The following is a 26439-nucleotide window of genomic DNA, read 5'->3' as shown; positions in this document are numbered from 1 at the left end:
GCGACATATGAAAATCGCCCGATGTCACGTATTGCTACGTAAGCATCGGGCGCACTGGTACCGCGTGTGTGTGCGTACGGGGTAGTGAGCTAGGCGCGTTTTCTACGCGCTAGACTTTGACAGACGAGGTCGAAGCGTTGGAGACCGCCTGAGACTGTGACTGGATCAGTTTTTCGATCAGATTATAGGATGACGCGGCGCTGGACGAACCGGCACTGGATGCCGCACTGGTCGAGGTAACCTTCGAGCCGTCGGCATAGGTCAGCGTGGTGGTGGTCGAACCGTCAGAATTGGTCGTGGTGGTGGTTGTGGCGCCGTCGATCGATTGCGACAAGGCGTCAGCCAGACCGCCGCCGCCTCCACCGTGGCCGCCATGCGCATGATGGCTGCCGCCACTCTTTCGGGCCTGCAGCGCGCTGGTCAGTTCATTGATGCTGACGGAGCCGTCGCCGTCCGTGTCGAGCTTGGCGAACACGTTGTCCGCCGCCGCGACATTGGTGCCGCCGGCACCGAGCTGCTGTTCGAATTCCGATTTCGAAATCGAGCCGTCGCCATTGACGTCGAGCTGCGAGAACAAATCTTTCATCGCGTTCGACGGCGAGGTAGCAGAGTTGGCGGTCGCCGACGGCGATTGCGCCGCGAGCAGCGCATTCCACGTATCGGGCGAAAGCGCCCCGCTCTGCCCCCATGTCGCGGGAGACGAGGTCGTCACTGACGCCGACGTGCTGGACGAAATGACGAACGGCTTCGAGCCCTGGGATACCCCAGTCGTCGGCTGCGTCGACGACGATTTCGACGACGTCAGCGACGACAACAGATCGAGCGCTGTCGATGCGGCACCTGCCAAAGCCAGATACATGGCCATACTCCCTCCGCCGCGCATGCGCGGCCCTGCAGAAGTTCCAGCAATTGTCGTGCCGGATGAGAAATGCCCGGAAAATCGATATTTTTTGAGAGAAGCGCCCTCGCCTCGTCCGGCAAAAGCTGCCGCCGAGCGGCAGAAAATGCCGTGCTGAGCCGGCTTCAGGTTTTGCGCCGGGGCCTGAGGCGTGATAGCGAACGCCATCCGACACGGATCAGTTCATTTTCAACGCTCAAGCTTGGTGCCATGTCCCTGCCATCCGCACACCGTCCGCTGATTATCGCGCCATCGGTTCTCGCCTCCGACTACGCCCGTCTGGGCGAAGAGGTCCGCGCCGTCGATATGGCGGGTGCCGACTGGCTCCACATGGACGTGATGGACGGCCATTTCGTGCCGAACATTTCCTACGGGCCGGACATCATCAAGGCGATGCGTCCGCACACCAAGAAGATCTTCGACGCACATCTGATGATCGCGCCCTGCGACCCCTATCTCGAGGCGTTCGCGAAGGCAGGCTGCGACCACATCACGGTGCATGCGGAAGCCGGACCCCACCTTCACCGCTCGGTGCAGGCGGTCCGGGCACTCGGCAAGAAGGCCGGTGTCGCGCTCAATCCGGCGACGCCTGCGAACGTTATCGAGTATGTGCTCGACCTCATCGACATCGTGCTGGTGATGTCGGTCAATCCCGGCTTCGGCGGTCAGTCCTTCATTCCGGCCGTGCTGGAAAAGATCACGACGATCCGCGCGATGTGCGCGGGCCGCCCGATCGACATCATGGTCGATGGCGGCGTCACGGCGGACAACGCAGCACAGATCACCGCCGCGGGCGCGAACGCTTTCGTCGCCGGATCGGCAGTCTTCAAAGGCGGCACGTTCGACCACTACAAGACGAACATTTCGGCGATCCGTAACGCGGCCGCGAATGCGCGCGGCGAAGCAATCTGAAACAAAAAGGCCGCCTCGAAGGCGGCCTTTTCTTTCTCCGATCAATTCACCGCGTCGGTGAATGTCTTGACGTCTTCCTTGAGTAACAGCCGGTCCTGAACAAGCTGCTTCGCGGCCTTCTCGACTGCGGCAGCGCGATCGCCCGGATGCGGATAACGTTCGGCGAGCGACAGACGCGGATCACCGGTCTTCAGCCGCTCCTCCTTCGTCGCCGCAAACGGGATCATCGATCCGTTGTTGTCGCAAAGCTCACCTTCCGAAAAACCTGCCTTGCGGATGTTCCACCCAGTGTGCGTGGCGATGGGTGCTTCCAATGTCGGCAGATGCACGCCCGCGATGGCGCGGCCATCGGCATCGGTCTTGGGCACGAAGATGGGATACGGCTTGATCTTCGCCGGCGGCATTTCGCTGAAATCGATCAGGGTCGGCCGTGCCAGCCGCTCGGTATAAGGAAATGCGGGATTGGCCGGAAAGCCAACATCCTTCGCATCCGGTGCTACCAGCGTGCCATCGGCAACGCTCGGATAGCGGCTCGGCGGCGGCGCGGTGCCGTCCGTGATCCAGGCATCGAGCGCCACCAGCAACGCGCGGACCGACGGCCCGGCATTCAGCGGGTTTGACGGATATTTGCATTGCTTCACCATCGCCGACTTTGCGTGCGCCAGCGCGTAGTGTTGCAGGTTCGAGAGGAAGTAGACCCGGACATTGTCCGGAATCTCCACCGGCTTGCCGTCGGTGCCGGTCGAGACCAGCGCCGCACGCTGCTGATAAAACTCGATCTCGCTGTCCGATTTCAGAATCTTCGGACAATTCTTCTGTTCCTCGCAGCGTTTGAGGATGCCGTCGGTCCTGCCGGTAAGAACATCGGTCGTGGTCGTGTAAGTGAAGGGAAACTCCGAGCCGGGATACAGCATGTCGGCGTGCTCGTAAGGCGAGCGGCCCGGCTGGCTGAAGCGATAATTCGTGAAGGTCTTCTTGCCCCCGGAAATGTGCGGCATCACGCCGTCGAACACCATCCGCCCGGCTTCATCACCGTTGAAGCCGAGATAGAGATAGTCGTGCAGGAAGCGGCCGCTCTGCGAGAGACCGAAGCCGATCGCCTTGTCGACCTGCCCGGCAAGTGGATTGGCGCCACCTGCGGCATCCGCCTTCTCGTAACGCAGGAAAGAAACAATGTCGCGCGTCGCGGCAAAGCCCATTCCCATCACCTTGGGATTTTTAGCCTGATAGATCAGTTCGTAGATCGCGCCTGCATCGAAGCCCGCCGGGCGCTTGATTGAGATATGCGTATCGTCGGTGAACGTGAACGACAGATCGACAGGCGTCGCGCGCTGATCGGCCTCCGCTTCGCGCACGGAGAGCTTGGCATGCGCGACATCAAGATCGGCGGCGGGATAGCTCAGCTTGGCGGTCGCCGGATTGTTCTCGTGATCGAAGATGTATTCCTCGCACGCGAGACCCGTGATCCCGGAAACGACCGGCGGCGAAAACGTCATCCGCCCCTCACCTGGAGTGAGATCGCCCTGCCAGCCGCTCCACACGACCGTGTAACCCTTTCGCATCAGAAAGCCGTTTCCGGCATCTTCCGCCGTCTCGGGATCATTGATGACTTTCGGCGTGTCGTCGAACAGCGCGAGCCCGAGCTTGCTACCGCGGTTGAGCACTTCATAGAACAGCCGGCGATTGCCGTGGGCCGCATTGGTCGGCCGGAGCATCTGTACGTCCGTCGTCGCCTGGACGAGGCCCTGTGCATCGCGCGGCGCATGCTCGATGTCCGCGATGATGCCGTTATGCGGATCGGACGGCGCCAGCGCGATCGTCGCCCGCGCGAACACCCGATCATAGGTTCCGACACTGCCGAACGTGCGCCCGCCGAAAGCCGGCGATTCAGTTTTCAGGATTTCGAATTTGATGACTTTGGCATTGGACGGCGTGGCGGTCATGGTGACGGCCAGCGCGCTGGCCGCAGCAAACAGGCGTTTCATGAAATCTTCCCCAATTCATCCGGACTTTGGCGCCGGATTGAATGCATCGTAACGCCAACATTCCGGCTGGGGAGGCAAAGCCATACCGGAGAAGTCAAAGTTTGGTTATGTCGCTGTGCCGCATCATGAAATTGCCCGCGCAGCCTTGGGTTTCGAAATGTGGAATGGGCGGGCATATGCATAGACAACAGGCCGCCGATGTCCCAATAAGATGGCCTTTTCCCCAGGAAGGCAGCCCATGATTCCTCGCTATTCCCGCCCCGAAATGACCTCCATCTGGGAGCCTCAGACGCGTTTCCAGATCTGGTTCGAGATCGAGGCCCATGCCGCCGACGCGCTGGCCGAGATCGGCACGATTCCGAAGGACGCGGCGAAGAAGGTCTGGGAAAAAGCCAAGGGCGTAACCTTCAATGTCGAGCGCATCGACGAGATCGAGCGCGAGACCAAGCACGACGTCATCGCCTTCCTCACGCACCTTGCCGAGATTGTCGGCCCCGAAGCACGGTTCGTGCATCAGGGCATGACCTCGTCGGACGTGCTCGACACCTGCCTGAACGTGCAACTCGCGCGCGCCGCCGATCTTCTGATCGCCGATATCGACCGCGTGCTCGCGGCTCTTAAAGCACGCGCATTCGAGCACAAGCTCACGCCGGTCATCGGCCGCTCGCACGGCATCCATGCCGAGCCGGTGACTTTCGGCCTCAAGCTCGCTTACGCCTACGCCGAATTTGACCGTGCCCGCGCCCGCCTCGTCGCCGCGCGGAAGGAAATCGCGACCTGCGCCATCTCGGGCGCCGTCGGCACCTTTGCGCAGATCGATCCGCGGGTGGAAGAACATGTCGCCAAGGCAATGGGGCTGACCGTCGAACCGATCTCGACGCAGGTGATCCCGCGCGACCGTCACGCCATGTTCTTCGCGACGCTTGGCGTCGTCGCGGCATCGATGGAACGCCTCGCGGTTGAAATCCGGCACATGCAGCGCACCGAAGTGCTGGAAGCCGAAGAGTTCTTCTCGCAGGGGCAGAAGGGCTCCTCGGCGATGCCGCACAAGCGTAACCCGGTGCTGACCGAAAATCTCACCGGCCTGTCACGCATGGTCCGCGCTTATGTCACCCCCGCGCTGGAGAACGTCGTGCTCTGGCACGAGCGCGACATCTCGCACTCCTCCGCCGAGCGGATGATGGGCCCCGACGCCACCGTGACGCTCGACTTCGCGCTCAACCGGCTTGCCGGCGTGATCGAGAAGCTTCTCGTCTATCCCGAGAACATGCAGAAGAACCTCGACCGCCTCGGCGGCCTGGTCCACTCGCAACGGCTGCTGCTGGCACTGACGCAGAAGGGTGCCTCGCGCGAGGACGCCTACCGCCTCGTGCAGCGCAACGCGATGCCTGTCTGGCGTGGCGAAGGCGACTTCCAGTCGCTTCTGAAAAAGGATGAGGACGTTAAAAAGCTCTTGTCCGACAAGGAGATCGAAGAGCAATTTGATCTCGCCTATCACTTTAAGCACGTCGACACGATCTTTGACCGAGTGTTCGGGAAATCCTGAACGATCGCCATGATCCCGTCCTGCGAGGCCTTCGATTTCCTGATCCTCCCCGGCCTGACCAACTCCGGGGTCGATCACTGGCAGTCGCACTGGTCGATGGCGTTTCCGAATGCCTCACGGGTCCTGCAGGACGATTGGGACACGCCGCAACTGGCCGACTGGCTGGCGCGGCTCGATCAGGCCGTCGCGCAGGGCAAGCGACCCGTTGTCCTGATCGCCCACAGCCTCGGCGTCGCGCTCGCCGTGCACTGGCTCACCATGCACGAACCGGGACGCGTCAAAGGCGCATTACTGGTGGCGCCGTCCGATGTGGAGTCAGTCGAGCACACGCCGGATGCCGTCCGGAACTTCGCGCCGCTGCCGCGCAAGCCACTGCCTGTCCCCTCCATCACGGTTGCGAGCAGCAACGATCCGTTCGTGACGCTGGAGCGCGCCCGCACGTTTGCCTCAGGCTGGGATTCGGCTTTCCATGACGCCGGAGAACTGGGTCACATCAACGGCACATCGCGCCTCGGGTTGTGGCCGCAGGGGCTGGTGCTGCTCGGGCGGCTGCTCAACCGGATTTAAAGGCGCAGGACTTAGCTCGCCCGGCCGTCGACCATCCGCTCCAGCACGCCGTCACGCTTGATGAAGCGATGATAGAGCGCGGCGAGGACATGCAACACGATCAGCGCCAGCAGCACATAGGCCGCATAGATGTGCCAGTTCTCGAAATCGCGCGCGTTCTGCTTGTTCTCGACCGTGAACTGCGGCACCCGGAATAGCCCGAAGAAATCCGCATAGTCCGGCTTGTGCGCGCCTGAATGAGCCCAGCCGAGCATGGCAACCACAAATGTCAGGACGTAGAGCGACCACTGGTTGAGGTGCGCGAGCCCCCGCTCCCAGGCGCGCGTGCTGGCGGGCAGCACAGGCATAGGGTTCGTCACTTTCCAGATCAGCCGCAGTGCCGTGAACAGCAGCACGAGATAGCCGATATCGGCGTGGATCGAACGGTGGAAGAAGCGATCCGCCCGCGCCGGAAAGTGGTTCATCCACCAGCCATAGGCGATCATGCCAATGATGGCGATGCCAAGCACCCAGTGAAACGCGCGCGCTACCGTGCCCCAGGATCGTGTCGTGTTGTTCAGCATCTCATCCGCCGCCCGTGAACCCGACGAGAAGCCATAGAAGGTGGGCGCGGACAAGTGAGCCGCCGGACAACTGATTGGAATTACTCTAAGTATTGGAATTACTCTAAATTGGAGTATAGCGTTGGGCTGCGCCGCCTCACGCCAGCAGCGTCCGCAACTCATTCATAACCAACGACCAGCTAAGCTCTTTTCGTGTCGAAGCCGCCCACAATCCTCGTATTCGATTCCGGCCTCGGCGGCCTGACGGTGCTGCGCGAAATCGTCATGGCCCGCCCCGACGCCGCCTACACCTATGTCGCCGACGACGCATTCTTCCCCTACGGCCATCACACCGAGGACGAGATCGTCGCCCGTGTGGTGCCGCTGATAGGCACACTGATCGCACGCCATCAGCCCGATCTCGTCGTCATCGCTTGCAACACCGCCTCGACGCTGGTGATGGATCATTTGCGTAAGGCCTATTCCGTTCCCTTCGTCGGCACCGTACCCGCGATCAAGCCTGCCTGCGCCTCATCAAGGACGAAGCGGGTGTCCGTGCTCGGCACGCGCGGCACCGTGAAGCGCGAATACACCAAAAAGCTGATCGCCGATTTCGCGCAGGGCTGCGAGGTAACGCTGGTCGGCGCGGGCAATCTCGCCGCACTGGCGGAGACCGCCCTGCGCGGCGAGGCCGTGAGCGACGGCGCGGTTCTCGCCGAGATCGCGCCCTGCTTCGTCGATGGCGATCCGCGTACGGATACCGTGGTGCTGGCCTGCACCCATTATCCGTTGTTGCTGGAACAGATCCGGCGGATCGCGCCCTGGCCGGTGGACTGGATCGATCCCGCCCCTGCCATCGCCCGGCGCGTGGAAAACCTGCTCGGGCATTCGGCAACCGAGAATATTCCATCGCCCGCGAAATTTTTATTCACGTCGGGCAACTCTCCTTCGCCCGCTTTTGCGATGGCGCTGCGGCCGTTCTTCGGCGCACAGGCGCTGGATCACGCCTAATTTCTTTTGCTTCCCTGCATCGCGCTGTTAGCCTTCGCATGCCTGTCCCGGGAGAGGACAGCACCAGGGAGAGCCCCATGTTGAAGAGCACGATACTTTGTTTTTCGATCGCGCTGGCTGGCGTGAGCGTGGCCCATGCGCAGACAGCCATGACTCCGGCACCGGCTGCGTCGGCCATCAAACGCACGCCGCTGCAGGATGTTGATTTCCCTGCGGGCTATCATGTCGTCGAGGCGATCGCGGAGATTCCCGCGGGAACCGTGAGCGCGGGCCGCCATACCCACCCGGGTTTTGATCTCAGCTATGTCCTGGAGGGCGAAGGCACGCTCATTGTCGAGGGCAAGCCAGATCAGGCGCTGAAGCCCGGCGTTGTGATCCAGGTACCTCCCAATGTGCCCCATGACGTCAAGGTTGCTCCCGGCAAACCATTAAAATTGCTAGGGATTTACGTTGTCGAGAAAGGCAAGCCAATCGCCTCCCCCGCCCCCCTGAAGTAAAAATCGGGGCGGGATTTTCGGCGCCAAAACAGCCCCAAACGTTTGACTTGGCGGCGCTTTCTCCTTAAGAACACCCCTGCTCGCGGGCCGTTTCGGCCCGCGTTGTGTTTCGCGACCCGTGGTTTTCCCCGTAATGCTTACGAGGACGACCTGTCGGTATCCGGGATTTCCCGGTTACACAGGAGGGCGCGTTTCCTCAAAACTCAAACTTACGAAAGAGGACGCGATGACTAAGCGCAGTGAGGCGAAGTATAAAATTGATCGCCGTATGGGCCAGAACATCTGGGGCCGCCCGAAGAGCCCCGTCAACAAGCGCGAATACGGCCCCGGCCAGCACGGCCAGCGCCGCAAGGGCAAGCTCTCCGACTTCGGCACGCAGCTCCGCGCCAAGCAGAAGCTCAAGGGCTATTACGCCAACATTTCCGAGCGTCAGTTCTACGCCGTTTACGTCGAAGCGACCCGTCTCAAGGGCGACTCGGGCGAGAACCTGATCGGCCTGCTCGAGCGCCGTCTCGATGCGGTCGTCTATCGCTCCAAGTTCGTGCCGACGATGTTCGCCGCGCGCCAGTTCATCAACCACGGCCACATCAAGGTGAACGGCAAGCGCGTCAACATCTCGAGCTACAAGGTCAAGGTCGGCGACGTGATCGAGGTGAAGGATTCCTCCAAGCAGCTCGCCACGGTGCTCGAAGCCAACCAGCTCGCCGAGCGCGACGTGCCTGACTTCATCGAAGTCGATCACGGCAAGCAGACCGCGAAATTCACGCGCGTTCCGAACCTGTCGGAAGTCCCCTTCCCGGTTCAGATGGAGCCGCACCTCATCATCGAATTCTATTCGCGCTAATTCCTGCGCGAGCGTTCAAAATCAAAAGGCCGCCTCATCGGGCGGCCTTTTTCTTTGCGCCGATCGCCGGCGCAACATCGGTGAGAGCAGAAACTAGCCCGCTGCCTGGCGTACCGAGACGCCCTTGTCGGAAAACATCTTCTGCAATTCGCCGCTCTGGAACATCTCGCGCACGATGTCGCAACCGCCGACGAACTCGCCCTTCACGTAAAGCTGGGGGATGGTCGGCCAGTTCGAATAGTCCTTGATGCCGTTGCGCAGATCGGCCGAGTCCAGAACGTTCAGCCCCTTGTAGGGCACCCCGACGTGATCGAGAATCTGGACCACCTGGCCCGAAAACCCGCACTGCGGAAACTGCGGCGTGCCCTTCATGAACAGCACGACGTCGTTGGACTTCACTTCACTCTCGATAAATTGCTCGATGCTCATCGTCTTATCCCTTGGCGGGTCTGGCCTCCGATGTCCCGATCACCGGCAGGCTGCCGCCTCACTCATATATGTAGCGAGAATCGAACGTCCATCCAATGAAATCAGGCCCGAAAGCCGGATTTTGCGGCCTCAATTTGGACATTTCACGCCAAATCACGCCGATGTGCGCTCGGCACAGAAACAATGCCATAGCCTGAGCGTAGAAGAGCCTTACCTAGGAACCTAACCGCCGGAACACTGTTTTCTCCCAAACCGGAGATTTTCGTGACAAATCGAGCTTTCGTGGCCTCCGGCCAGTCCGTTACGTCGGCATTCTCTAAAACATCCCTCTCCCGCGCGCTGTCAGACGCTTATCGCGCGATTCGCGACGAGACCGAGCGTCGCGCGGCACCGTTGTCCGCCGAAGATCAACTCGTCCAGTCGATGCCGGATGCAAGCCCCGCGAAATGGCATCGCGCTCACACCACATGGTTCTTCGAGCAATTCGTGCTCGGTCAGCACGTGCCGGGCTACAAGGTCTTCCACCCCGATTATGCTTTTCTGTTCAACTCCTATTACGTCAGCGCAGGTCCGCGTCACGCTCGCGCACAGCGCGGTCATCTGACTCGCCCGGGCGTCGAGGCCGTCACCGCCTATCGGCAATATGTCGACACGCAGATGCTGGCGTTTCTTGCCAGCGCCGGCGAGGACAAGCTGCGTGAAATCGCGCCACTGATGGAGGTCGGTTTCAATCACGAGCAGCAGCATCAGGAACTGATGCATACCGACATTCTCCACGCCTTCGCGCAGAACCCAATTCCGCCTGCTTATGACGAGAGCTGGTCGTTTCCAGCCACTCACACAGATGGCGATGCATGGTTCACGCTCAACGAAGGCATTCACACTATCGGCCATCAGGGCGATAGCTTCCATTTCGACAATGAAAAGCCGCCGCACCGCGTTCTGGTCGGCCCGGTGAAAATCGCACGTCAACTCGTCACCAACCGCGAATGGCTCGCTTTCATCAACGACGGCGGCTATCGCACCGCGACGCTGTGGCTGATGGACGGATTTGCAACCGTCGAGCGCGAGGCATGGGAAGCGCCGGGCCATTGGCGCAAGATCGACGGCCAATGGCACATCATGACGCTCGCCGGCCTCAAGCCGGTCGATCTCGACACGCCAGTGTGCCATGTCAGCTATTACGAAGCAGACGCCTTCGCACGCTGGTGTGGCAAGCACCTGCCGACGGAGATGGAATGGGAAGTCGCGGCTCGCGCAGGCCAACTCGATGACGCCTATGGCATCGTCTGGCAGTGGAGCCGTTCATCCTACGCGCCCTATCCCGGCTATCGCGCCATTCCGGGCGCGCTCGGCGAATACAACGGCAAGTTCATGGTGAACCAGTACGTGCTGCGCGGATCCTCCGTGGCGACACCGGAGGGACATGCGCGCGTGAGTTATCGCAACTTCTTCTATCCGCATCATCGCTGGCAGTTCACCGGGCTGCGGCTTGCGGATTACGCCATCTGAACCAACGCGCCTCACATTCAGAATATGCAACGGAGTGACGCATGAGTATTCATGTATCCGCGCGAGCCGAGCGCTGTGAACCCACCCACATCGATCCGGTGTTCGCGCGGGATGCTATTTTGGGGCTGAATCAGCAACCCAAGAAGCTCTCGCCGAAATATTTCTATGATGAAACCGGCTCCGATCTGTTCGAGGAGATCACGCGGCTGCCGGAGTATTATCCGACGCGCACCGAGCTTGGCATTTTGCGGGAACGTGGCCGCGAAATCGCCGCGACGATTCCGGAAAACGCAGCGCTGGTCGAATTCGGCGCTGGTGCAACGACGAAAGCGCGACTGCTTCTCGCCCACGACCGGATCGGCGCCTATGTGCCGGTCGATATTTCCGGCGCATTCCTTGCGCGGCAGGCCGATGCCTTGCGACGCGACTTCCCGCACCTTGCCGTCCATCCTGTCGCCGCCGATTTCACGCGGCCCTTTTCATTGTCCAACGAGATCGCGCCGCTGCCGAAAGCCGGTTTTTTTCCAGGTTCGACCATCGGCAATTTCGAACCCGAGGAGGCCTGCGCATTTCTGCGGACAGCCCGGAGCATTCTCGGCCCCGATGCCATCCTCATCGTTGGCGTTGATCTGGAGAAAGATGACCGCGTCCTGCAGGCAGCCTATGACGACGATGCCGGGGTGACGAGCCGGTTCAACAAGAACATCCTGTCCCGGATCAACGGCGAGCTCGCCGGCGATTTCAACATTTCCCGGTTTGCCCATCGCGCGGTCTATAACCGCACCTCGCATCGGATCGAGATGCATCTCGTGAGCCAAGATGCGCAGACCGTCCACCTGCTCGGGCATGACATCGCATTCCGCGCAGGCGAAAGCATCCACACCGAGTCGAGCTACAAATACAGCGTTGCGCGTTTTCAGGACTTGGCCCGCCGCGCCGGATGGATGCCGGACAAGGTCTGGACCGACGCGCGGGATATGTTCTCGGTCCATGCGTTGCGCGCGGACTTGGCTTAAGCCTCCGCGCGATCCGCACCACCGAGCGAAGCAGCCTCCCACGCTCCCACGATGACGAGGACGCCAGCAACCAGCGCCGCCAGAGTAAGCGGCGTCAGAGACGGCGCAATCGGAAACAGGACGAGCAGCAGCGCCATCCCGACCAGATGCGACAATTGATAAATGCCGCGAATGACGTGTTTGAACAGCACGGTACCGAGCAGAAACAGCAACGGGCCGCCGATGATGCTCAGCATCGCCTTCGTGTCCATGTGCCCTTGCGGATGAGCGAGCAGCACCTCGTCTCCCACCGCCGACACCACAATGCCGAGCACGATCGGCAGATGCAGATAGGTGTAGGCGATGCGCGCGAACCGGCCGCTTTCCTCGGAATGGGTGATCTGCTTGGCGCCCGCTTCCACGCCGATATGGAAATAGACCCACCACATCGCGATACTGCCGATCAGGCTGACGATGAAGGATGCGATCGTCACCGTCGACCATGGAATCTCGGAGAAGGTCGCACCCGTCACCACAATGGATTCACCAAGCGCGATGATGATGAAGGACGCGCACCGCTCCGCCATGTGCCCACCTTCGACATCCCAATCCTGAAAGGATGAGGCGCCGAGCCCCGGTGTGCGAAATCGCATCGCAGGGCCTGCATATTCGATCGCCAGCGCAATGCTCCACAGCGTGGGCCGCATCATGCCCTCGGCGAGGCCACCCGCGATCCAGAACACGCCGCTGCAGGTAAGCCACGCCGCGATGCGCCAGAGGTTCATCCGCATCGCCGTTTCCGACGCGGGCACGGCAAGCGCGGAATACACCGTCCGTCCGACCTGCATAACGACGAAGGCCAGCGCGAACGCAAGGCCACGGCTGTCGAACGCTTTGGGAATGGAAGTCGACAGCAGCAGGCCTGCTATCATCATTCCGAACAGCATCAGCCGCGTCGGCGTGCGTTCGGGATCGAGCCAGTTGGTGATCCAGGACGTGTAGATCCACACCCACCATACGGCGAAGAACAGGATCAGAACCTGCAATATGCCGAGCGGTGTGAAATGCGTGAGCAGCGTGTGCGAGATCTGGGTGATCGCGAACACGAAAACGAGATCGAAGAACAATTCGACATAGGTGACGCGGTGATGGCCGTGCGGGTTTTTCTCCCGCAGAAAGGACCGCGCCGCGCTCATTCCCGCGCCCCCGCTGTCAGCGTGTTACTCGGGCACGCCGGTTTGCAACGCAAGCGCATGCAGTACGCCGCCCATCTGGCCCTTCAGCGACTGATAGACGATCTGGTGCTGCTGCACGCGAGACTTGCCGCGGAATGATTCCGAAATCACGGTCGCAGCGTAATGGTCACCGTCCCCAGCGAGGTCGCGGATTGTAACTGTGGCATCGGGAATCGCCGCCTTGATCATGGTTTCGATGTCCCGCGCGTCCATAGGCATTCCAGGGTCTCCTGTTTTCAGCCCGCAGGCTGTTGTCATAGCAGATATGCCCGATTCTAACCCCGACAAGCCACGAGGTCACGCGGGCAAACGTCGCAATCGCACCTATATCGCCAGCACCCACAGGAGAGTGCCACATGAAAATCCCGGGCCCGGACCACCCCATCACCATCGCTCCGAATCCCCGGCGTGTGCGTGTCACCGCCGGCGGCAAGGTCGTCGCCGAGACGGTGAGGGCTCTCGTCCTTCGGGAGGCCTCTTATCCGGCGGTCCAATACGTGCCCCGAGCCGATGCCGATATGACGCTTTTGTCCGCCACCGACCGGCAGACCCATTGTCCCTACAAGGGCGACGCCAGTTATTTCACCATCCATGCCGATGGCGCGGCGCTCGACAACGCAGTCTGGAGCTACGAGGCGCCCTATGACGCGGTGAAGGAAATCGCAGGCCATCTGGCGTTCTATCCCGATCGGGTCAAAATCGAAGAATTGCCCGCCTGAGAATTGCCGGGAACTTCCGGCGCTGCTATCGGGGACCATGTCCGGACGAAATGTCGCCCTCGATCGCGCCCGCACTGCCCTGACGGTGCTCGTCGTCATTCATCACGCGATCATCCCCTACACGTACTACGGACATGCCGATGCGCCGACATGGCTCGGCTTCGACGGCATCGTGCTCGCCAATGACAGTTTCTTCATGGCGTCGTTCTTCTTCCTGTCCGGCCTGTTCGTGTGGCCAAGCCTGCGCCGCAAATCGACCTGGCAGTTTCTGGACGATCGGGTGTTGCGGCTGGCATTGCCATTCGCCGTAGCGGCCCTGCTGCTGATGCCGCTCGCCTATTACGCGCTGGAATTGCACCGCCCCGATCCTCTCGGCCTTGGGGCCTTCTGGTGGAAGACGGTCACGGTGGGGCCATGGCCGAGCGGCCCGGTGTGGTTCATCTGGGTGCTGCTGGCGTTCGACGTGTTGGCCGCGTTGGTCTACCGGATAGCACCTGACTTTCCCGCCCCCATCAATCGGCTGTCACGTGCCGGATATTCGCGGCCATTGGTGTACTTCATCGCCTTCGCCGTGGTCACGACGCTGGCTTACGTGCCGATGCGGCTTCATTTCGGCGCCACCAAATGGTTCGAATTCGGGCCGCTATCGGTTCAGGCGAGTCGCACCCTGCTCTATGCCGGCTGCTTTCTTTTTGGTGCTGGCATCGGCTACGCCGATCCCGAGCGCGGGTTGCTCGGCCGAGGCAACGCACTGGCGCGGCAATGGGGCCGCTGGGCGTTGGCGGCGCTCGCCGCCTACGGCACGATCGTGGCGCTCGTTTATTACCGGCGTGGCATCCTTCCCGATCCCAACATGCTGCCGCAATGGTGGGAGGTCGCTTATGCGTTCGCGTTCCCGCTGTTCAGCGCAGCGATGACGTTCGCTGTGCTCGCCTGGTTCATGCGTTCGGAGCAATCACGCGCGCCGCTGCTCGATGCCATGCAGCCGGCCGCCTACGGCATTTTCCTCATCCACTATTTGCCGGTGCTGTGGATACAGCACTGGCTGTTCGGCAGGGACCTGTCTGCTTTCAGCAAAGCAGGCCTGTCATTCGCCTTCGGGCTCGGTGCGAGCTGGCTCGCGACGCTGGTCCTGCGCAGCTTGCCGGGCGCAAAACGGGTCTTGTGACGGCGACGGCGAAGAACACCGTCTCCCTCACCGAAATTTAATGCCGCGGGCATCCTGTCGTCTGGAACCTGCCCCTCCGGCTCCGAGTTCCTTCACAAAATATATCGCGACTGGCACAGACCTCACGTCGCGACTCCTCGTTGAAGGAGAAATGTCATGTCCTCCACTAACGTTATCCCTACCCCGCTTTCAGCTGCCGAACATCAGGTGCAGCTGCGCCGCGCCATCATCGCGTCCACCATCGGCACGGCCATCGAATGGTACGACTTCTTCCTCTACAGCATCGTTACCGGCCTCGTATTCGCCAAGCTATTCTTCCCGCATTCCGATCCGTGGGTCGGCACGCTGGAGGCCTTCGCAATCTATGCCGTCGGCTTTATCGCCCGGCCCATCGGCGCTGCGATTTTCGGCCACTATGGCGATCGTATCGGTCGCAAATCAACGCTGATCGCAACATTGATGTTAATGGGTCTCGCGACCTTTGCGGTCGCGCTCGTCCCGACCTACGCAAGCATCGGCATCTGGGGCGCGGTCATTCTGACCGTCCTGCGCTTCATTCAGGGGGTCGGCGTTGGCGGCGAATGGGGCGGATCGGTTCTGCTATCGATGGAATGGGCCCGCACAAACAAGTCGCGCGGCTTCATCGCCTCCTGGCCACAGTTCGGCGTTCCCTCCGGACTTTTCCTGGCCAATCTTGCGGTTCTGGCTTTCAGCCAGATGTCCGGCGAGCAGTTTCTCGCCTGGGGCTGGCGCATTCCGTTTGTCCTGAGCCTGATCCTTGTCGCCATCGGCCTCTATATCCGCCTCGGCATTCTGGAAACGCCTGTCTTTACGAAACTGGTCGCCCAGCAACGCATCGAACGCACCCCTATCCTCGAAGTCATCAAACGCCAGCCTAAGGAGATCCTGCTATCGGCATTTGCACGAATGGCTGAGCAAGCGCCCTTCTACATCTTCACGGCATTCATTTTTGCCTACGGCACAGGTTCGTTGCACGTGTCGCGAGACTTCCTGCTGACGGCTATTCTCGTAGCCTCGGTCGTGTCCTTCTTCTCGATTCCGTTCTTTGGCTATCTCTCCGATGTCATCGGACGGAAGGCGATGTACATGATCGGTGCGGTGGTAGTCGGCGTGTTCGGATTCATCTACTTCGGCATGGTCAACACGGGCGTGGAGTGGATCATCTTCCTCGCGATCGTGCTGTCGCTGATCCCGCACGACATGATGTACGGCCCCCAGGCTGCCCTGATCGCTGAGAGCTTCACCGGCCGGTTGCGCTATAGCGGTGCGTCTCTCGGCTATCAGCTTGCATCGGTCATCGCGGGCGGCCCGGCTCCCCTGATCGCGACGTGGCTGTATGGCAGATACCAGACGCCTTATGTGATCGCGATCTACATCGCGTGCTGCGCCGTGGTGAGCCTCGTCGCAACGGCCATGATGACGGACTACACAGGCAAGGATATCAGCGAAGAGTATCACGTCACGGCGTGACTCACGTGCAGAGTGTCATGTCACGGCGTGATCTGGCGCAGGGCGGAACCAGACGCGGCTAAAATTAGCCGCGCCCCGCCATGTAGTCGGGCAGCCAATTCTCGAAGCCTTCCTTGAGCGTTGCGATCGCAACGGGCTTCTCGCCCTCGATGGCGAGCGCATTGCCGCCGGTCTTACCGATCTCGACGCAAGGCACGCCGACCGCCTTGAGCTTGCTCATCACAGTCAGCAGATGATCGACCGGTACGGTCACGATGTAGCGCGCCTGATCCTCGCCGAACCACCACGCATGCGGCACGGTCTCGGCCGGCGGCGCATCGAGCCTCGCGCCGATGCCGCTCGCCATCGCCATTTCCGCGAGCGCAACCAGAAGTCCGCCGTCGGAGATGTCATGCACGGCGGTCGCGGTGCCGCTCTTGATCATGCCGCGCACCACGTCACCGTTGCGCTTCTCGGCGGCGAGATCGACCGGCGGCGGCGCGCCTTCCTCTCGGCCGCAGATGTCGCGCAGATAGACCGACTGGCCGAGCCAGCCCTGCGTGTCACCGATCAACAGGATTGCTTCGCCCTCAGCCTTGAACGCGAGCGTCGCGGACTTCTGGAAATCATCGAGCAGTCCGACGCCGCCGATGGAAGGCGTCGGCAGAATGCCGCGGCCGTTGGTCTCGTTGTAGAGCGAGACGTTGCCGGACACGATCGGGAAGTCGAGCGCCACGCAGGCCTGCGCGATGCCGTTCAGACAGCCGACGAATTGCCCCATGATCTCGGCTCGCTCGGGATTGCCGAAATTGAGGTTATCGGTGATGGCGAGCGGCTTACCACCGACCGCCGTGATGTTGCGCCAGGCTTCCGCCACCGCTTGCTTGCCACCCTCGACTGGATCGGCTTCGCAATAGCGCGGCGTCACATCGACGGTCAGCGCAAGCGCCTTCGGCCCTTCGAGCACGCGCACGACGGCTGCGTCGCCGCCCGGTCGCTGCACAGTGTTGCCGCCGATCACGTGATCGTACTGCTCCCATACCCAACGCTTCGAACACAATTCCGGCGTCGCAATCAGCTTCACCAGCGCGTCCGTCACCGGCATCGGCGCCTTCACGTCGCGGGCGTGAATGATCGGCAGTTGCGGCGACGGCACATGCGGCCGGTCATAGAGCGGCGCTTCCGACTCCAGTTCCTTGATCGGCAGATCAGCCATCACGTCGCCGCCGTGCTTGACGACGAAACGCTGTGTCGGCGTGGTGTAACCGACAATAGCGAAGTCGAGGCCCCACTTCTTGAAGATCGCCTCGGCTTCCTTTTCCTTCTCGGGCTTGAGCACCATGAGCATGCGCTCTTGCGACTCCGAGAGCATCATCTCGTAGGCGCTCATGCCGGTCTCGCGCGTCGGCACCGCATCGAGATCGAGATCGACGCCGAGATCGCCCTTCGCGCCCATTTCGACCGCAGAGCATGTGAGGCCCGCCGCGCCCATGTCCTGGATCGCGATCACACAACCGGCTTCCATGATCTCAAGGCAGGCTTCCAGCAGCAGCTTTTCGGCGAACGGGTCACCGACCTGCACGGTCGGGCGCTTCTCGTCGCTGTCGTCATCGAACTCGGCGGACGCCATGGTCGCACCATGGATGCCGTCGCGTCCGGTCTTGGAGCCGAGATAGACGATCGGCATGTTCACGCCAGACGCCGCCGCATAGAAAATCTTGTCGGTCTCGGCGAGACCCACCGCCATCGCATTGACGAGGTTATTGCCGTCATAACGGGTGTGGAAGCGCACCTGCCCGCCCACGGTCGGTACGCCGAACGAATTGCCATAACCGCCGACCCCCGCGACCACGCCGGACACCAGGTGCCGCGTCTTGGGATGTTCGGGCGCGCCGAACGACAGCGCATTGAGGCAGGCGATCGGGCGCGCGCCCATGGTGAACACGTCGCGCAGAATGCCGCCGACGCCGGTGGTCGCGCCCTGATACGGCTCGATATAGCTCGGATGGTTGTGGCTCTCCATCTTGAACACCACGGCGAGCCCGTCACCGATGTCGATCACGCCGGCGTTCTCGCCCGGCCCCTGGATCACCCACGGCGCCTTCGTCGGCAGGCCGCGCAGATGGATGCGCGACGATTTGTACGAGCAGTGCTCGTTCCACATCGCCGAGAAGATGCCGAGTTCGGTGAAGGTCGGCGTGCGTCCGATCAGCTTGAGGATGCGCTCGTACTCGTCCGGCTTGAGGCCGTGGGAGGCGATCAGTTCGGGCGTGATGGCAGGCTCGTTGGAGATCAAATCATGCACTCGCGGGGCTAAAGATGCCCTTGTTTACGGAGAACGGCATGGCGCGGGAAGGGCTTTCCGCGGCCCGGTCGTACCCCCTGGGTCAAAACTGGGGACAGTTCGACAGAGCCTTGGCAGCCACCCTTCGGCCACCGTTGGAACTCAATTTAGGGACCATTAACCATAGCGCAATAGTGTAGGTATGTCAGCGGCATGCCTCGATCGAGTCCCCCTGGCGAAGCACTTTTCGCTCTCCGGACCCTGCGCTGCCGGAGGGGATACCAAATTCGGGCGCGGCAGGTACTCACCAGATCATGACATCTCACGACTCTCTCGCCACTCGCCTCGCGTTCAGTGGCCTCGACGACCGCGCCCGCTCCCTCCTTGCTGAAATCCGTCCCTCCATCGTGACCGCCCTGCCCGGCATTCTCGACGGCTTCTACAAATCGATCACGACCTTCGCGGAAATGCGCACGCTGCTTCCAACTCCAGCAATCGTGGCGCACGCCAAGGCCGCACAGATCGCGCACTGGGACGTGATCCTCGCCGCGAAATTCGACGCGGAATATGTGCGATCGGTGACGCGGATCGGCGAGACACACCATCGTCTCGGTCTGGAGCCGCGCTGGTACATCGCAGGCTACAAGCGCATCATCAGCGGCCTGATCGCCCACATAGAAACCACCATCACAGCCCGCTTCGGTGGTAAAAGCCAGACGGCGCGGAAAGCGGCGATGATCGATGCCGTCGTTAGTGCGGCGATGCTCGATATGGATTTCGCCATATCGGTCTATCTCGACGCCGGAAAGCGCGAAAAGCACGAAGCGCTGGAGCGCCTTGCCACGCAATTCGAGCAGACCATCGCCCAGATCGTCGGCCGCGTCGGAACCATGGCCGAAGATCTGCGTACCGCCGCGGATACGCTCAAGGGCGCCGCGAGCGCAGCTCAGGCCCAAACGCAGGTGGTAGCGACGACATCCAATCAGGCTTCTGCCAACGTCCAGTCGGTCGCGGCAGGCACCGAAGAAATGGGCTCCTCCGTCACCGAAATCTCGCGTCAGGTACAGGAATCGCTGAAAGTGGCCAAAGATGCGGTCAGCCAGGCCGAGACTGCCAACAACCAGGTGGCGGGCCTGAACGAATCCGCAAGCCGGATTGGCGACGTCATCAAGATCATCAACGCAATCGCCGCACAGACCAACCTGCTCGCGCTCAACGCCACCATCGAGGCCGCGCGTGCGGGAGAAGCCGGCAAGGGTTTTGCCGTGGTGGCGCAGGAGGTCAAGGCACTGGCGGCGCAGACCGCCAAGGCGACCGATGAAATCGGCGCGCAGATCACCGGCATGCAGGCGACCACAGGCGAGACCGTCGCCGCGATCACCGGGATCGGCGAAACCATCACGCATATCTCGGCAATTGCCAGCGCGATCTTCGAGGCCGTTGATCAGCAGGAAGCCGCCACGCGCGAGATCGCCCGCAACATCCATCTCGCGGCGGAAGCGTCGTCCGATGCGGCGGCCAATATCGAGAAGGTCAGCAAGGGCGCCGAGGACACCGGATCGGCTGCGAGCGGCGTTCACGCCTCGGCGCAGGCGCTGACGGAGGAAAGCGTCCGGCTGCGCAACGATGTCAGCGGCTTCCTCGCTATGCTGCGTTCGGCGTAAAGCATCGGCCGACAACGCGGCTCAACCGGTTTAAATGCCCGCGCCTGTCGCGGGCATTTTGCTTCCGGCTATTGATGTCCAAGCGGGTGGCGCAGAATCCGCTTACGCCGCGCGGTCCAGATGCGCGGCGAGGCCAGCGAACAAGCCGCGGCCGTCAGTGCAACCCATCACGTCTTCGACGTGGTTCTCGGGATGCGGCATCATGCCAAGCACGTTGCCCTTCTCGTTGACAATACCGGCGATGGAAGCGGCCGCGCCGTTGAAATTATGCAGGTCGCCGACGTCGCCATCGGTCGAGCAGTAGCGATAGAGCACGCGGCTATCGCCTTCGAGGCGCTTCAGCGTCTCGGCATCGGCAGCATAGTTGCCTTCACCATGCGCCACCGGCACCCGGATCACCTGCCCCGCATTATAGCCGCGTGTGAACGGCGTATCGGAACGCTCCACGCGCAGATGCACGTCGCGGCAGACGAATTGCAGCCGCGCGTTGCGCATCAGGATGCCGGGCAACAGGCCGCTCTCGCACAGGATCTGGAAACCGTTGCAGACGCCGAGCACGAGGCCGCCCTTCGCCGCATAAGCCCGTACCGCATCCATCACCGGCGAGCGTGCCGCAATGGCTCCGCAACGCAGATAATCGCCATAAGAGAAGCCGCCAGGAATAACGACGAGATCGGTGCCCTTCGGCAATTCGGTCTCGGCATGCCAGACCATGGTCGGCTCAGTGCCGGACACGAGCTTCAATGTGCGCGCCATGTCGCGCTCGCGATTGATGCCGGGGAATACGAGAACGGCTGATTTCATCGGTCGCTTAGCCCAGAACCTCGACGCGATAGTTCTCGATCACCGTATTGGCGAGCAGCTTGTCGGCAGCGGCCTTGAGCGCGGCTTCGGCCTTGGCCTTGTCGCCGCTTTCAACCTCGATATCGAACACCTTGCCCTGACGTACGCTGGCGATGCCATCGACGCCGAGCGATTTCAGCGCACCCTCGATGGCTTTGCCCTGCGGATCAAGAATGCCGTTCTTCAGCGTAACCGTAACGCGTGCTTTCATGGCTGGTCAGCTTTTCACCAGCACCGGGCCGGAGCCTGCCGGACGCTCGTTGTCGATCAGAATACCGAGACGCTTGGCGACTTCGGTATAGGCCTCGAGCAGGCCACCGAGATCGCGGCGGAAGCGATCCTTGTCCATCTTCTCGTTCGACTTGATGTCCCATAGCCGGCACGAGTCCGGCGAGATTTCGTCGGCAACGACGATGCGCATCATCTCGTTTTCATAGAGGCGGCCGCATTCCATCTTGAAGTCGACGAGACGGATGCCGACGCCAAGGAAAACTCCGGAAAGGAAATCGTTGACGCGGATGGCGAGCGCCATGATGTCGTCGATCTCCTGCGGCGTCGCCCAACCGAACGCGGTGATGTGCTCTTCGGACACCATCGGATCGCCGAGCTGGTCGTTCTTGTAATAGAACTCGATGATCGAGCGCGGAAGCTGTGTGCCTTCCTCGATGCCGAGGCGCTGCGAAAGCGAGCCTGCAGCGACATTGCGCACCACAACCTCGAGCGGCACGATCTCGACCTCTCGGATCAACTGCTCACGCATGTTGAGCCGCTTGATGAAGTGCGTCGGCACACCGATGTCGTTCAGATGCTGGAAAATATATTCCGAGATCCGGTTGTTGAGGACACCCTTGCCCTCGATGATCTGGTGTTTCTTGGCATTGAACGCGGTCGCGTCATCCTTGAAATGCTGGATCAGGGTGCCAGGCTCCGGTCCTTCATAAAGAACCTTGCCCTTGCCTTCATAGATGCGACGCCGACGGCTCATTGGGATGTACCGAGTGTTGTTGAAATCCATGGATCGGGATGCTCCGAAACTCTACGCGACGCACGGCGGAGCTGCCGCGAAGTCCTTGATCCACGAAAACAAACCGCGAACTGGACTCATGGGCAACCTAGCCGATCACTCCCCTTGTTACAACGCAACCCCGGCTATTTTCGGGGGTTTTACCAGCTTCTTATCGGCCTCCTGCGACCTTTCGGGACGTTGCGGGAACCACCCCCGCCGGCGATATTTAAAACAGGCTCCCAATTCCGGGATTCAACTGGCAGGTCAGATATATGTCGAGTTTCGATAAGCGCGAGGAAGGCTTTGAAAAGAAGTTTGCCGTCGACGAGGAACAAAGATTCAAGGCGATCGCGCGGCGAAACAAGCTGCTCGGATTGTGGGCCGCCGAAAAGCTCGGTCTGACCGGCGATGCCGCCACGTCCTATGCCAAGGACGTCGTGGCGGCCGATTTCGAGGTCTCCGGCGACAGCGACGTGCTGGGCAAGGTCGCCCGCGACCTCGCCGACAAAGGCGTCTCCGAACAGCAGATTCGCGTGAAAATGGACGAATTGCTGGCCCCCGCCGTCGCCCAGGTGAAGGCCGGCCAATAATTTCGCCGCTTCCTAGCTTTCGTCATCTTCGAGGCTCGCGCCAAGGCGCGGGCCTCTCGGAATCGCGCCTACGACTACTCACTCCTCCTTGTAACCCAGCGGAGCGTGGTTGCCGGTAGCGCCGTAATATTTATACGGCAGGAACTTGCCCGTCATGCCGATACTGACGCGGTCGCCCTTCGGATCGGCGACGCGCTGCATGGTCATGTCGAAATCGATCGCCGACATGATGCCGTCACCGAACTCCTCCTCGATCAGCGCCTTCCATGCCGGGCCGTTGATCATCACCAGTTCGTAGAAGCGATAGATCAGCGGGTCGGTCGGCGGCATCGTCAGGCCCTCCCCGCGCATCGGCACTTCGTTGAGAAGCGCCTGTTCGACTTTGGAGAGGCCGAACAGTTTTGCCGCGGCTGCAGCCTGCGGCTTGGTCAGCTTCATCTGTCCGAGGATAGCGCCCACGATCAGCACTTCGGAATGGCCGCCGATCTCGGCGCAGATATGTTTCCAGCTCCAGCCGTTCTCGCGCTTGATGTCGAGCAGCTTCTCGGTGAGATCGGGTCGTTTCATGAGGCCTCCTGAGCATTGCAGATGCCTCAAGAGGAGCAACGGTCGTGCCAGCCGCTTTTCGCGCCAAAAGATACGAATTCACGCGCCAAACGAATTATTATGCCCAATGCCTGCGCTGACCCGCCGCGAAATTGGGCACTGAACGCAGCGCAGACCCAACGCCGGATCAGACTTCTTCCAGACGCCTCAATTCCGCTTCCAGATCACGCTCGATATCAGCCGCCTGCAGCGAAACTACACGATAGCCGCGCTCAGCGAGCCAGGCGGCCCGTACGGCGCGTTCGTGGGCGACAGCCTCGCTTTCCTTCGGATGGACGATCTCGATCGCCATCCGCCGCGGAAACGAGACGAAATCGGGGATGTGACGACCGACCGGCGTCTGCCGCTTGAACTGCGCGGCGAAGCGGCGGTCCTTGGTCAATGCCTGCCAGAGGATGCGCTCTGCATCCGTGGGGTTCCGGCGCAGCAGCCGCGCCAGCCCCCGCACGGAACCCGATCTGCCCTCGGTTGCCGGGGAGCCCTGTTCCGCCAACAGCGCTCGCAGCTGCGCAGCCTGGGTCCCATCGAGCACCCCACCCTTGGCCGGCCCCTTGCGCCCCTCGGCAATCGCCATCACCACGCCGTGGAGGGTGTGCATATCCTGTTTGCTTGGCTCCATCCGACTGAAAATATTACGTAAATTGACCAGCATGACGTCTCGCTTCTCGGCTGGGCGCAGGAACTCGACCTTGTCGAGTTCCGCGACCAGATTGTCGAAAAACGCGTGCATCTGATGCTGGGACGCTGGCTCGGAACGCTCCGGCATCGAAAACGGTATCTGACCACCAGACGCCAGCTTGAACCACTCATAGCCCATCAAGAGCACCGCCTGCGCCAGATTGAGCGAGGCGAACCCCGGATTGACCGGGAAAGTCACAATCCGATTGGCGAGTGCAACCTCTTCATTGGTCAGACCTGAACGCTCCCGGCCGAACAGAATACCAGCTGTGGCGCCGCGCGCCGTCTCGTCCACGATCTCGCGGGCTGCAGCATCCGGAGCGACCACAGGCTTGGCCTGATCGTGCGCGCGGGCGGTGGTCGCAAACAGCAGCGCGCAATCGGCCACGGCCGCCTCGACCGTCTCGAACAACTCCACCCGCTCCAGAATGTGGTCGGCACCTGCCGCCGCCCGCTGGGCCGCCATGTTCGGCCAGCCGTCGCGCGGCTTCACCAAACGTAAACGTGTCAGGCCGAAATTACCCATGGCGCGAGCGGCCATGCCGATGTTCTCGCCAAGCTGCGGCTCCACCAGCACCACCACGGGGCCCGGCAGGTCGGTACGCGGCTTGGTCTTGTCGGTCCCCGACATCGTCTTCGCTTTCCGATTCAATGGCTGAAGCGCCTGCATCAACCATCGAAGGTGCCGATTCAAGCCCTGAAGGCGCTGAATCAAGCCGCGAAGGTCTTGAATCAACGCGATAAGATTTTGATTCAGAAAGCGAACAATCCGAATCAACGCCTGAAGGCGATGATTCAGGCGCTTAAGAAGTTGAATCAACTTCTGAAGAAAACGATTCAACGCCTCCGTGCGGCGGAAAATCGCAGCCAAACGGCGCTCGGCCGGACTGAAATTCGATTGTAATCGGAATGGGTTACGGAACCCTTTTGAATCGACGATTCCGCCTTGGCGAAAGCACACGGCAGGCCTGCCGATCGCGCCGGAATACCGCTCACCAAATGCTGCTTTGAGCTGCCTTCCGCCGCCGTTCCGCGGGTGCTAAGAGGCGCGCATTCCTCGGTTACACACTCCAAAAACCTCAAAAAAAGGCACGCATCCTCATGGCCAAAATCAAGGTAGCGAACCCGGTTGTCGAGCTCGATGGCGACGAGATGACCCGGATCATCTGGCAGTACATCAAGGACAAGCTCATCAACCCCTTCCTCGATGTGAAGCTCGAATATTACGACCTCGGGATGGAATACCGCGACAAGACCAACGATCAGGTCACCATCGACGCCGCCAACGCGATCAAGAAGTACGGCGTCGGCGTCAAGTGCGCGACCATCACCCCTGATGAAGCCCGCGTGAAGGAGTTCGGCCTCAAGGAGATGTGGAAGTCGCCGAACGGCACCATCCGCAACATCCTCGGCGGCGTCATCTTCCGCGAACCGATCATCTGCAAGAACGTGCCGCGTCTTGTTCCGGGCTGGACCAAGCCGATCATCATCGGCCGCCACGCCTTCGGCGACCAGTACCGCGCAACCGACTTCAAATTCCCCGGCAAAGGCGCGCTAACGATGAAGTTCGTCGGCGAGGACGGTACGGTAATCGAGCGCGAAGTCTTCAAGGCCCCCGGCGCCGGCGTCGCCATGGGCATGTACAACCTCGACGACTCGATCCGCGACTTCGCCCGCGCCTCGATGAACTACGGCCTGTCGCGCGGCTATCCGGTGTACCTGTCGACCAAGAACACCATCCTCAAGGTGTATGACGGCCGCTTCAAGGACATCTTCCAGGAGATCTACGACACCGAGTTCAAATCGAAGTTCGAAGCCAAGGGCCTGACCTACGAGCACCGTCTGATCGACGACATGGTCGCCTCGGCGCTGAAATGGTCTGGTGGCTATGTCTGGGCCTGTAAAAACTACGACGGCGACGTGCAGTCCGACACCGTGGCGCAGGGTTACGGCTCGCTCGGCCTGATGACCTCGGTGTTGCTGACGCCGGACGGACAGGTGGTGGAAGCCGAAGCCGCCCACGGCACCGTGACGCGCCACTACCGTGAGCACCAGAAGGGCAAGGAAACCTCGACCAACTCGATCGCATCGATCTTCGCGTGGACGCAGGGTCTCGCCCACCGCGCCAAGCTCGACAACAACGCCGAACTGGCGAAGTTCGCCAAGACGCTGGAGAAGGTCTGCGTCGACACCGTCGAGTCAGGCTTCATGACCAAGGATCTGGCGCTGCTGGTCGGTCCCGACCAAAAGTGGCTTTCCACCACCGGCTTCCTCGACAAGGTCGCGGAAAACCTGACCAAGGCGATGGCGGCGACAGCCTGAGCCTCAAAATAGAGCTCACACAATGAAAGGCGCGGATCACTCCGCGCCTTTTTTCGTAATTGAAAAAGCTCCGTGCTGAAATTCCTGGAACAGATCGCCCGCGGACATCAACCAAG

26 protein-coding genes are annotated in these 26439 nt (G+C 61.3%); 14 read left to right on the top strand and 12 right to left on the bottom strand.

The genetic code is table 11. The features are described from left to right. Nucleotides 1-109: 109 nt before the first annotated feature. Nucleotides 110-859: an EF-hand domain-containing protein gene (locus HMPREF9697_RS00800; RefSeq protein ID WP_040308059.1), complete on the bottom strand. Its 750-nt coding sequence runs from the start codon at nucleotides 857-859 to the stop codon at nucleotides 110-112. Between the two features lie 249 nt (nucleotides 860-1108). Between HMPREF9697_RS00800 and rpe the strand changes: the two genes are divergently transcribed. Further along, nucleotides 1109-1810 carry a ribulose-phosphate 3-epimerase gene (rpe, locus tag HMPREF9697_RS00795; RefSeq protein WP_040308058.1) on the top strand — a complete coding sequence of 234 codons (702 nt, stop codon included), beginning with the start codon at nucleotides 1109-1111 and terminating at the stop codon, nucleotides 1808-1810. Nucleotides 1811-1851: 41 nt separating this feature from the next. Here the strand turns inward: rpe and HMPREF9697_RS00790 are convergent, their stop codons facing one another. Beyond that, complete coding sequence (locus tag HMPREF9697_RS00790) at nucleotides 1852-3795, bottom strand: alpha/beta hydrolase domain-containing protein (RefSeq protein ID WP_002715236.1); 1944 nt, start codon at nucleotides 3793-3795, stop codon at nucleotides 1852-1854. Between the two features lie 238 nt (nucleotides 3796-4033). Here HMPREF9697_RS00790 and purB point away from each other — a divergent pair, with 238 nt between their 5' ends. Continuing rightward, nucleotides 4034-5341 (top strand): adenylosuccinate lyase, encoded by a 1308-nt coding sequence (purB, locus tag HMPREF9697_RS00785; protein WP_002715235.1) that lies wholly within the window; start codon nucleotides 4034-4036, stop codon nucleotides 5339-5341. A 9-nt stretch (nucleotides 5342-5350) separates the two neighbouring features. Continuing rightward, a complete protein-coding gene (locus HMPREF9697_RS00780) occupies nucleotides 5351-5908 on the top strand; it encodes an RBBP9/YdeN family alpha/beta hydrolase (protein ID WP_002715234.1) in 558 nt (185 codons plus the stop codon). A gap of 11 nt (nucleotides 5909-5919) precedes the next feature. On the opposite strand, the gene HMPREF9697_RS00775 is transcribed toward HMPREF9697_RS00780, so the two are convergent. Then, nucleotides 5920-6471 (bottom strand): cytochrome b, encoded by a 552-nt coding sequence (locus HMPREF9697_RS00775; RefSeq protein WP_002715233.1) that lies wholly within the window; start codon nucleotides 6469-6471, stop codon nucleotides 5920-5922. 192 nt (nucleotides 6472-6663) lie between these two features. Between HMPREF9697_RS00775 and murI the strand changes: the two genes are divergently transcribed. From murI to rpsD, 3 genes are all read left to right on the top strand, one after another. Next, nucleotides 6664-7461, top strand: a complete 798-nt coding sequence (gene murI, locus HMPREF9697_RS00770) for a glutamate racemase (RefSeq protein WP_002715232.1) — start codon at nucleotides 6664-6666, stop codon at nucleotides 7459-7461. A gap of 77 nt (nucleotides 7462-7538) precedes the next feature. Then, nucleotides 7539-7958: a cupin domain-containing protein gene (locus tag HMPREF9697_RS00765; protein ID WP_002715231.1), complete on the top strand. Its 420-nt coding sequence runs from the start codon at nucleotides 7539-7541 to the stop codon at nucleotides 7956-7958. Nucleotides 7959-8184: 226 nt separating this feature from the next. Beyond that, nucleotides 8185-8802: a 30S ribosomal protein S4 gene (gene rpsD / locus HMPREF9697_RS00760; protein ID WP_002715230.1), complete on the top strand. Its 618-nt coding sequence runs from the start codon at nucleotides 8185-8187 to the stop codon at nucleotides 8800-8802. A gap of 93 nt (nucleotides 8803-8895) precedes the next feature. Here rpsD and grxD read toward each other — a convergent pair whose 3' ends face one another. Continuing rightward, entirely contained in the window at nucleotides 8896-9231 is a 336-nt protein-coding gene (grxD, locus tag HMPREF9697_RS00755) for a Grx4 family monothiol glutaredoxin (protein WP_002715229.1), read from the bottom strand. Nucleotides 9232-9495: 264 nt separating this feature from the next. On the opposite strand from grxD, the gene egtB reads away from it, so the two are divergent. Both egtB and egtD read left to right on the top strand, forming a co-directional pair. Continuing rightward, on the top strand, nucleotides 9496-10743 hold the full coding sequence (gene egtB / locus HMPREF9697_RS00750; RefSeq protein ID WP_002715228.1) for an ergothioneine biosynthesis protein EgtB: 1248 nt from the start codon (nucleotides 9496-9498) through the stop codon (nucleotides 10741-10743). Between the two features lie 41 nt (nucleotides 10744-10784). Next, nucleotides 10785-11759 (top strand): L-histidine N(alpha)-methyltransferase, encoded by a 975-nt coding sequence (gene egtD / locus HMPREF9697_RS00745; RefSeq protein ID WP_002715227.1) that lies wholly within the window; start codon nucleotides 10785-10787, stop codon nucleotides 11757-11759. On the opposite strand, the gene HMPREF9697_RS00740 is transcribed toward egtD, so the two are convergent. Together HMPREF9697_RS00740 and HMPREF9697_RS00735 are read right to left on the bottom strand one after the other, a co-directional pair. Further along, nucleotides 11756-12934 carry a low temperature requirement protein A gene (locus HMPREF9697_RS00740; protein ID WP_002715226.1) on the bottom strand — a complete coding sequence of 393 codons (1179 nt, stop codon included), beginning with the start codon at nucleotides 12932-12934 and terminating at the stop codon, nucleotides 11756-11758. The two genes, egtD and HMPREF9697_RS00740, sit on opposite strands and share 4 nt — an antisense overlap. A gap of 24 nt (nucleotides 12935-12958) precedes the next feature. After that, nucleotides 12959-13192: a BolA family protein gene (locus HMPREF9697_RS00735; RefSeq protein ID WP_002715225.1), complete on the bottom strand. Its 234-nt coding sequence runs from the start codon at nucleotides 13190-13192 to the stop codon at nucleotides 12959-12961. Between the two features lie 137 nt (nucleotides 13193-13329). On the opposite strand from HMPREF9697_RS00735, the gene HMPREF9697_RS00730 reads away from it, so the two are divergent. The 3 genes from HMPREF9697_RS00730 (at nucleotide 13330) to HMPREF9697_RS00720 (ending at nucleotide 16351) form a co-directional block, all read left to right on the top strand. Continuing rightward, entirely contained in the window at nucleotides 13330-13692 is a 363-nt protein-coding gene (locus HMPREF9697_RS00730) for a DUF427 domain-containing protein (protein ID WP_002715224.1), read from the top strand. Nucleotides 13693-13729: 37 nt separating this feature from the next. Continuing rightward, nucleotides 13730-14860: an acyltransferase family protein gene (locus tag HMPREF9697_RS00725; RefSeq protein ID WP_002715223.1), complete on the top strand. Its 1131-nt coding sequence runs from the start codon at nucleotides 13730-13732 to the stop codon at nucleotides 14858-14860. Between the two features lie 156 nt (nucleotides 14861-15016). Beyond that, nucleotides 15017-16351: an MFS transporter gene (locus HMPREF9697_RS00720; protein ID WP_002715222.1), complete on the top strand. Its 1335-nt coding sequence runs from the start codon at nucleotides 15017-15019 to the stop codon at nucleotides 16349-16351. Nucleotides 16352-16415: 64 nt separating this feature from the next. Here HMPREF9697_RS00720 and purL read toward each other — a convergent pair whose 3' ends face one another. Next, nucleotides 16416-18626: a phosphoribosylformylglycinamidine synthase subunit PurL gene (purL, locus tag HMPREF9697_RS00715; RefSeq protein ID WP_002715221.1), complete on the bottom strand. Its 2211-nt coding sequence runs from the start codon at nucleotides 18624-18626 to the stop codon at nucleotides 16416-16418. 302 nt (nucleotides 18627-18928) lie between these two features. Between purL and HMPREF9697_RS00710 the strand changes: the two genes are divergently transcribed. Next, the gene (locus HMPREF9697_RS00710) at nucleotides 18929-20278 is read left to right on the top strand and encodes a globin-coupled sensor protein (protein ID WP_002715220.1); all 1350 of its coding nucleotides are present in this window, start codon (nucleotides 18929-18931) and stop codon (nucleotides 20276-20278) included. Nucleotides 20279-20380: 102 nt separating this feature from the next. Here HMPREF9697_RS00710 and purQ read toward each other — a convergent pair whose 3' ends face one another. Genes purQ through purC form a run of 3 tightly spaced genes read right to left on the bottom strand, consistent with a single transcriptional unit; the run spans nucleotide 20381 to nucleotide 22106 of the window. Beyond that, nucleotides 20381-21082, bottom strand: coding sequence for a phosphoribosylformylglycinamidine synthase subunit PurQ (gene purQ, locus HMPREF9697_RS00705; protein WP_040307754.1), 702 nt, complete (start codon nucleotides 21080-21082; stop codon nucleotides 20381-20383). 7 nt (nucleotides 21083-21089) lie between these two features. Next, nucleotides 21090-21332: a phosphoribosylformylglycinamidine synthase subunit PurS gene (purS, locus tag HMPREF9697_RS00700; RefSeq protein WP_002715218.1), complete on the bottom strand. Its 243-nt coding sequence runs from the start codon at nucleotides 21330-21332 to the stop codon at nucleotides 21090-21092. Between the two features lie 6 nt (nucleotides 21333-21338). Then, a complete protein-coding gene (gene purC / locus HMPREF9697_RS00695) occupies nucleotides 21339-22106 on the bottom strand; it encodes a phosphoribosylaminoimidazolesuccinocarboxamide synthase (RefSeq protein WP_085947175.1) in 768 nt (255 codons plus the stop codon). Between the two features lie 293 nt (nucleotides 22107-22399). Between purC and HMPREF9697_RS00690 the strand changes: the two genes are divergently transcribed. Continuing rightward, nucleotides 22400-22717: a DUF1476 domain-containing protein gene (locus tag HMPREF9697_RS00690; RefSeq protein ID WP_002715216.1), complete on the top strand. Its 318-nt coding sequence runs from the start codon at nucleotides 22400-22402 to the stop codon at nucleotides 22715-22717. A 78-nt stretch (nucleotides 22718-22795) separates the two neighbouring features. Here the strand turns inward: HMPREF9697_RS00690 and cynS are convergent, their stop codons facing one another. Both cynS and HMPREF9697_RS00680 read right to left on the bottom strand, forming a co-directional pair. Next, complete coding sequence (gene cynS, locus HMPREF9697_RS00685; protein WP_002715215.1) at nucleotides 22796-23284, bottom strand: cyanase; 489 nt, start codon at nucleotides 23282-23284, stop codon at nucleotides 22796-22798. Nucleotides 23285-23450: 166 nt separating this feature from the next. Further along, nucleotides 23451-24632 carry a TrmJ/YjtD family RNA methyltransferase gene (locus HMPREF9697_RS00680; protein WP_040308055.1) on the bottom strand — a complete coding sequence of 394 codons (1182 nt, stop codon included), beginning with the start codon at nucleotides 24630-24632 and terminating at the stop codon, nucleotides 23451-23453. Nucleotides 24633-25102: 470 nt separating this feature from the next. Between HMPREF9697_RS00680 and HMPREF9697_RS00670 the strand changes: the two genes are divergently transcribed. After that, the gene (locus HMPREF9697_RS00670) at nucleotides 25103-26323 is read left to right on the top strand and encodes an NADP-dependent isocitrate dehydrogenase (RefSeq protein ID WP_002715213.1); all 1221 of its coding nucleotides are present in this window, start codon (nucleotides 25103-25105) and stop codon (nucleotides 26321-26323) included. The last annotated feature ends 116 nt before the right edge of the window (nucleotides 26324-26439 follow it).

The sequence above is a fragment of the Afipia felis ATCC 53690 genome, from assembly GCF_000314735.2.
GTDB classification, from domain to species: Bacteria; Pseudomonadota; Alphaproteobacteria; order Rhizobiales; family Xanthobacteraceae; genus Afipia; species Afipia felis.
This window is presented reverse-complemented; position numbering and strand designations above follow the sequence as displayed.

Excerpts from the sequence above, each read along its gene's own strand:
- grxD (WP_002715229.1), bottom strand. The coding sequence starts at position 9,231 with ATGAGCATCGAGCAATTTATCGAGAGTGAAGTGAAGTCCAACGACGTC.
- purQ (WP_040307754.1), bottom strand. The coding sequence starts at position 21,082 with ATGAAATCAGCCGTTCTCGTATTCCCCGGCATCAATCGCGAGCGCGAC.
- purB (WP_002715235.1), top strand. The coding sequence starts at position 4,034 with ATGATTCCTCGCTATTCCCGCCCCGAAATGACCTCCATCTGGGAGCCT.
- HMPREF9697_RS00775 (WP_002715233.1), bottom strand. The coding sequence starts at position 6,471 with ATGCTGAACAACACGACACGATCCTGGGGCACGGTAGCGCGCGCGTTT.
- HMPREF9697_RS00720 (WP_002715222.1), top strand. The coding sequence starts at position 15,017 with ATGTCCTCCACTAACGTTATCCCTACCCCGCTTTCAGCTGCCGAACAT.
- HMPREF9697_RS00780 (WP_002715234.1), top strand. The coding sequence starts at position 5,351 with ATGATCCCGTCCTGCGAGGCCTTCGATTTCCTGATCCTCCCCGGCCTG.
- HMPREF9697_RS00740 (WP_002715226.1), bottom strand. The coding sequence starts at position 12,934 with ATGAGCGCGGCGCGGTCCTTTCTGCGGGAGAAAAACCCGCACGGCCAT.
- HMPREF9697_RS00680 (WP_040308055.1), bottom strand. The coding sequence starts at position 24,632 with ATGTCGGGGACCGACAAGACCAAGCCGCGTACCGACCTGCCGGGCCCC.
- HMPREF9697_RS00670 (WP_002715213.1), top strand. The coding sequence starts at position 25,103 with ATGGCCAAAATCAAGGTAGCGAACCCGGTTGTCGAGCTCGATGGCGAC.
- purS (WP_002715218.1), bottom strand. The coding sequence starts at position 21,332 with ATGAAAGCACGCGTTACGGTTACGCTGAAGAACGGCATTCTTGATCCG.
- cynS (WP_002715215.1), bottom strand. The coding sequence starts at position 23,284 with ATGAAACGACCCGATCTCACCGAGAAGCTGCTCGACATCAAGCGCGAG.
- egtD (WP_002715227.1), top strand. The coding sequence starts at position 10,785 with ATGAGTATTCATGTATCCGCGCGAGCCGAGCGCTGTGAACCCACCCAC.
- HMPREF9697_RS00765 (WP_002715231.1), top strand. The coding sequence starts at position 7,539 with ATGTTGAAGAGCACGATACTTTGTTTTTCGATCGCGCTGGCTGGCGTG.
- HMPREF9697_RS00710 (WP_002715220.1), top strand. The coding sequence starts at position 18,929 with ATGACATCTCACGACTCTCTCGCCACTCGCCTCGCGTTCAGTGGCCTC.
- HMPREF9697_RS00800 (WP_040308059.1), bottom strand. The coding sequence starts at position 859 with ATGTATCTGGCTTTGGCAGGTGCCGCATCGACAGCGCTCGATCTGTTG.
- HMPREF9697_RS00690 (WP_002715216.1), top strand. The coding sequence starts at position 22,400 with ATGTCGAGTTTCGATAAGCGCGAGGAAGGCTTTGAAAAGAAGTTTGCC.
- HMPREF9697_RS00790 (WP_002715236.1), bottom strand. The coding sequence starts at position 3,795 with ATGAAACGCCTGTTTGCTGCGGCCAGCGCGCTGGCCGTCACCATGACC.
- HMPREF9697_RS00730 (WP_002715224.1), top strand. The coding sequence starts at position 13,330 with ATGAAAATCCCGGGCCCGGACCACCCCATCACCATCGCTCCGAATCCC.
- HMPREF9697_RS00735 (WP_002715225.1), bottom strand. The coding sequence starts at position 13,192 with ATGCCTATGGACGCGCGGGACATCGAAACCATGATCAAGGCGGCGATT.
- rpe (WP_040308058.1), top strand. The coding sequence starts at position 1,109 with ATGTCCCTGCCATCCGCACACCGTCCGCTGATTATCGCGCCATCGGTT.
- purC (WP_085947175.1), bottom strand. The coding sequence starts at position 22,106 with ATGAGCCGTCGGCGTCGCATCTATGAAGGCAAGGGCAAGGTTCTTTAT.
- rpsD (WP_002715230.1), top strand. The coding sequence starts at position 8,185 with ATGACTAAGCGCAGTGAGGCGAAGTATAAAATTGATCGCCGTATGGGC.
- HMPREF9697_RS00725 (WP_002715223.1), top strand. The coding sequence starts at position 13,730 with ATGTCCGGACGAAATGTCGCCCTCGATCGCGCCCGCACTGCCCTGACG.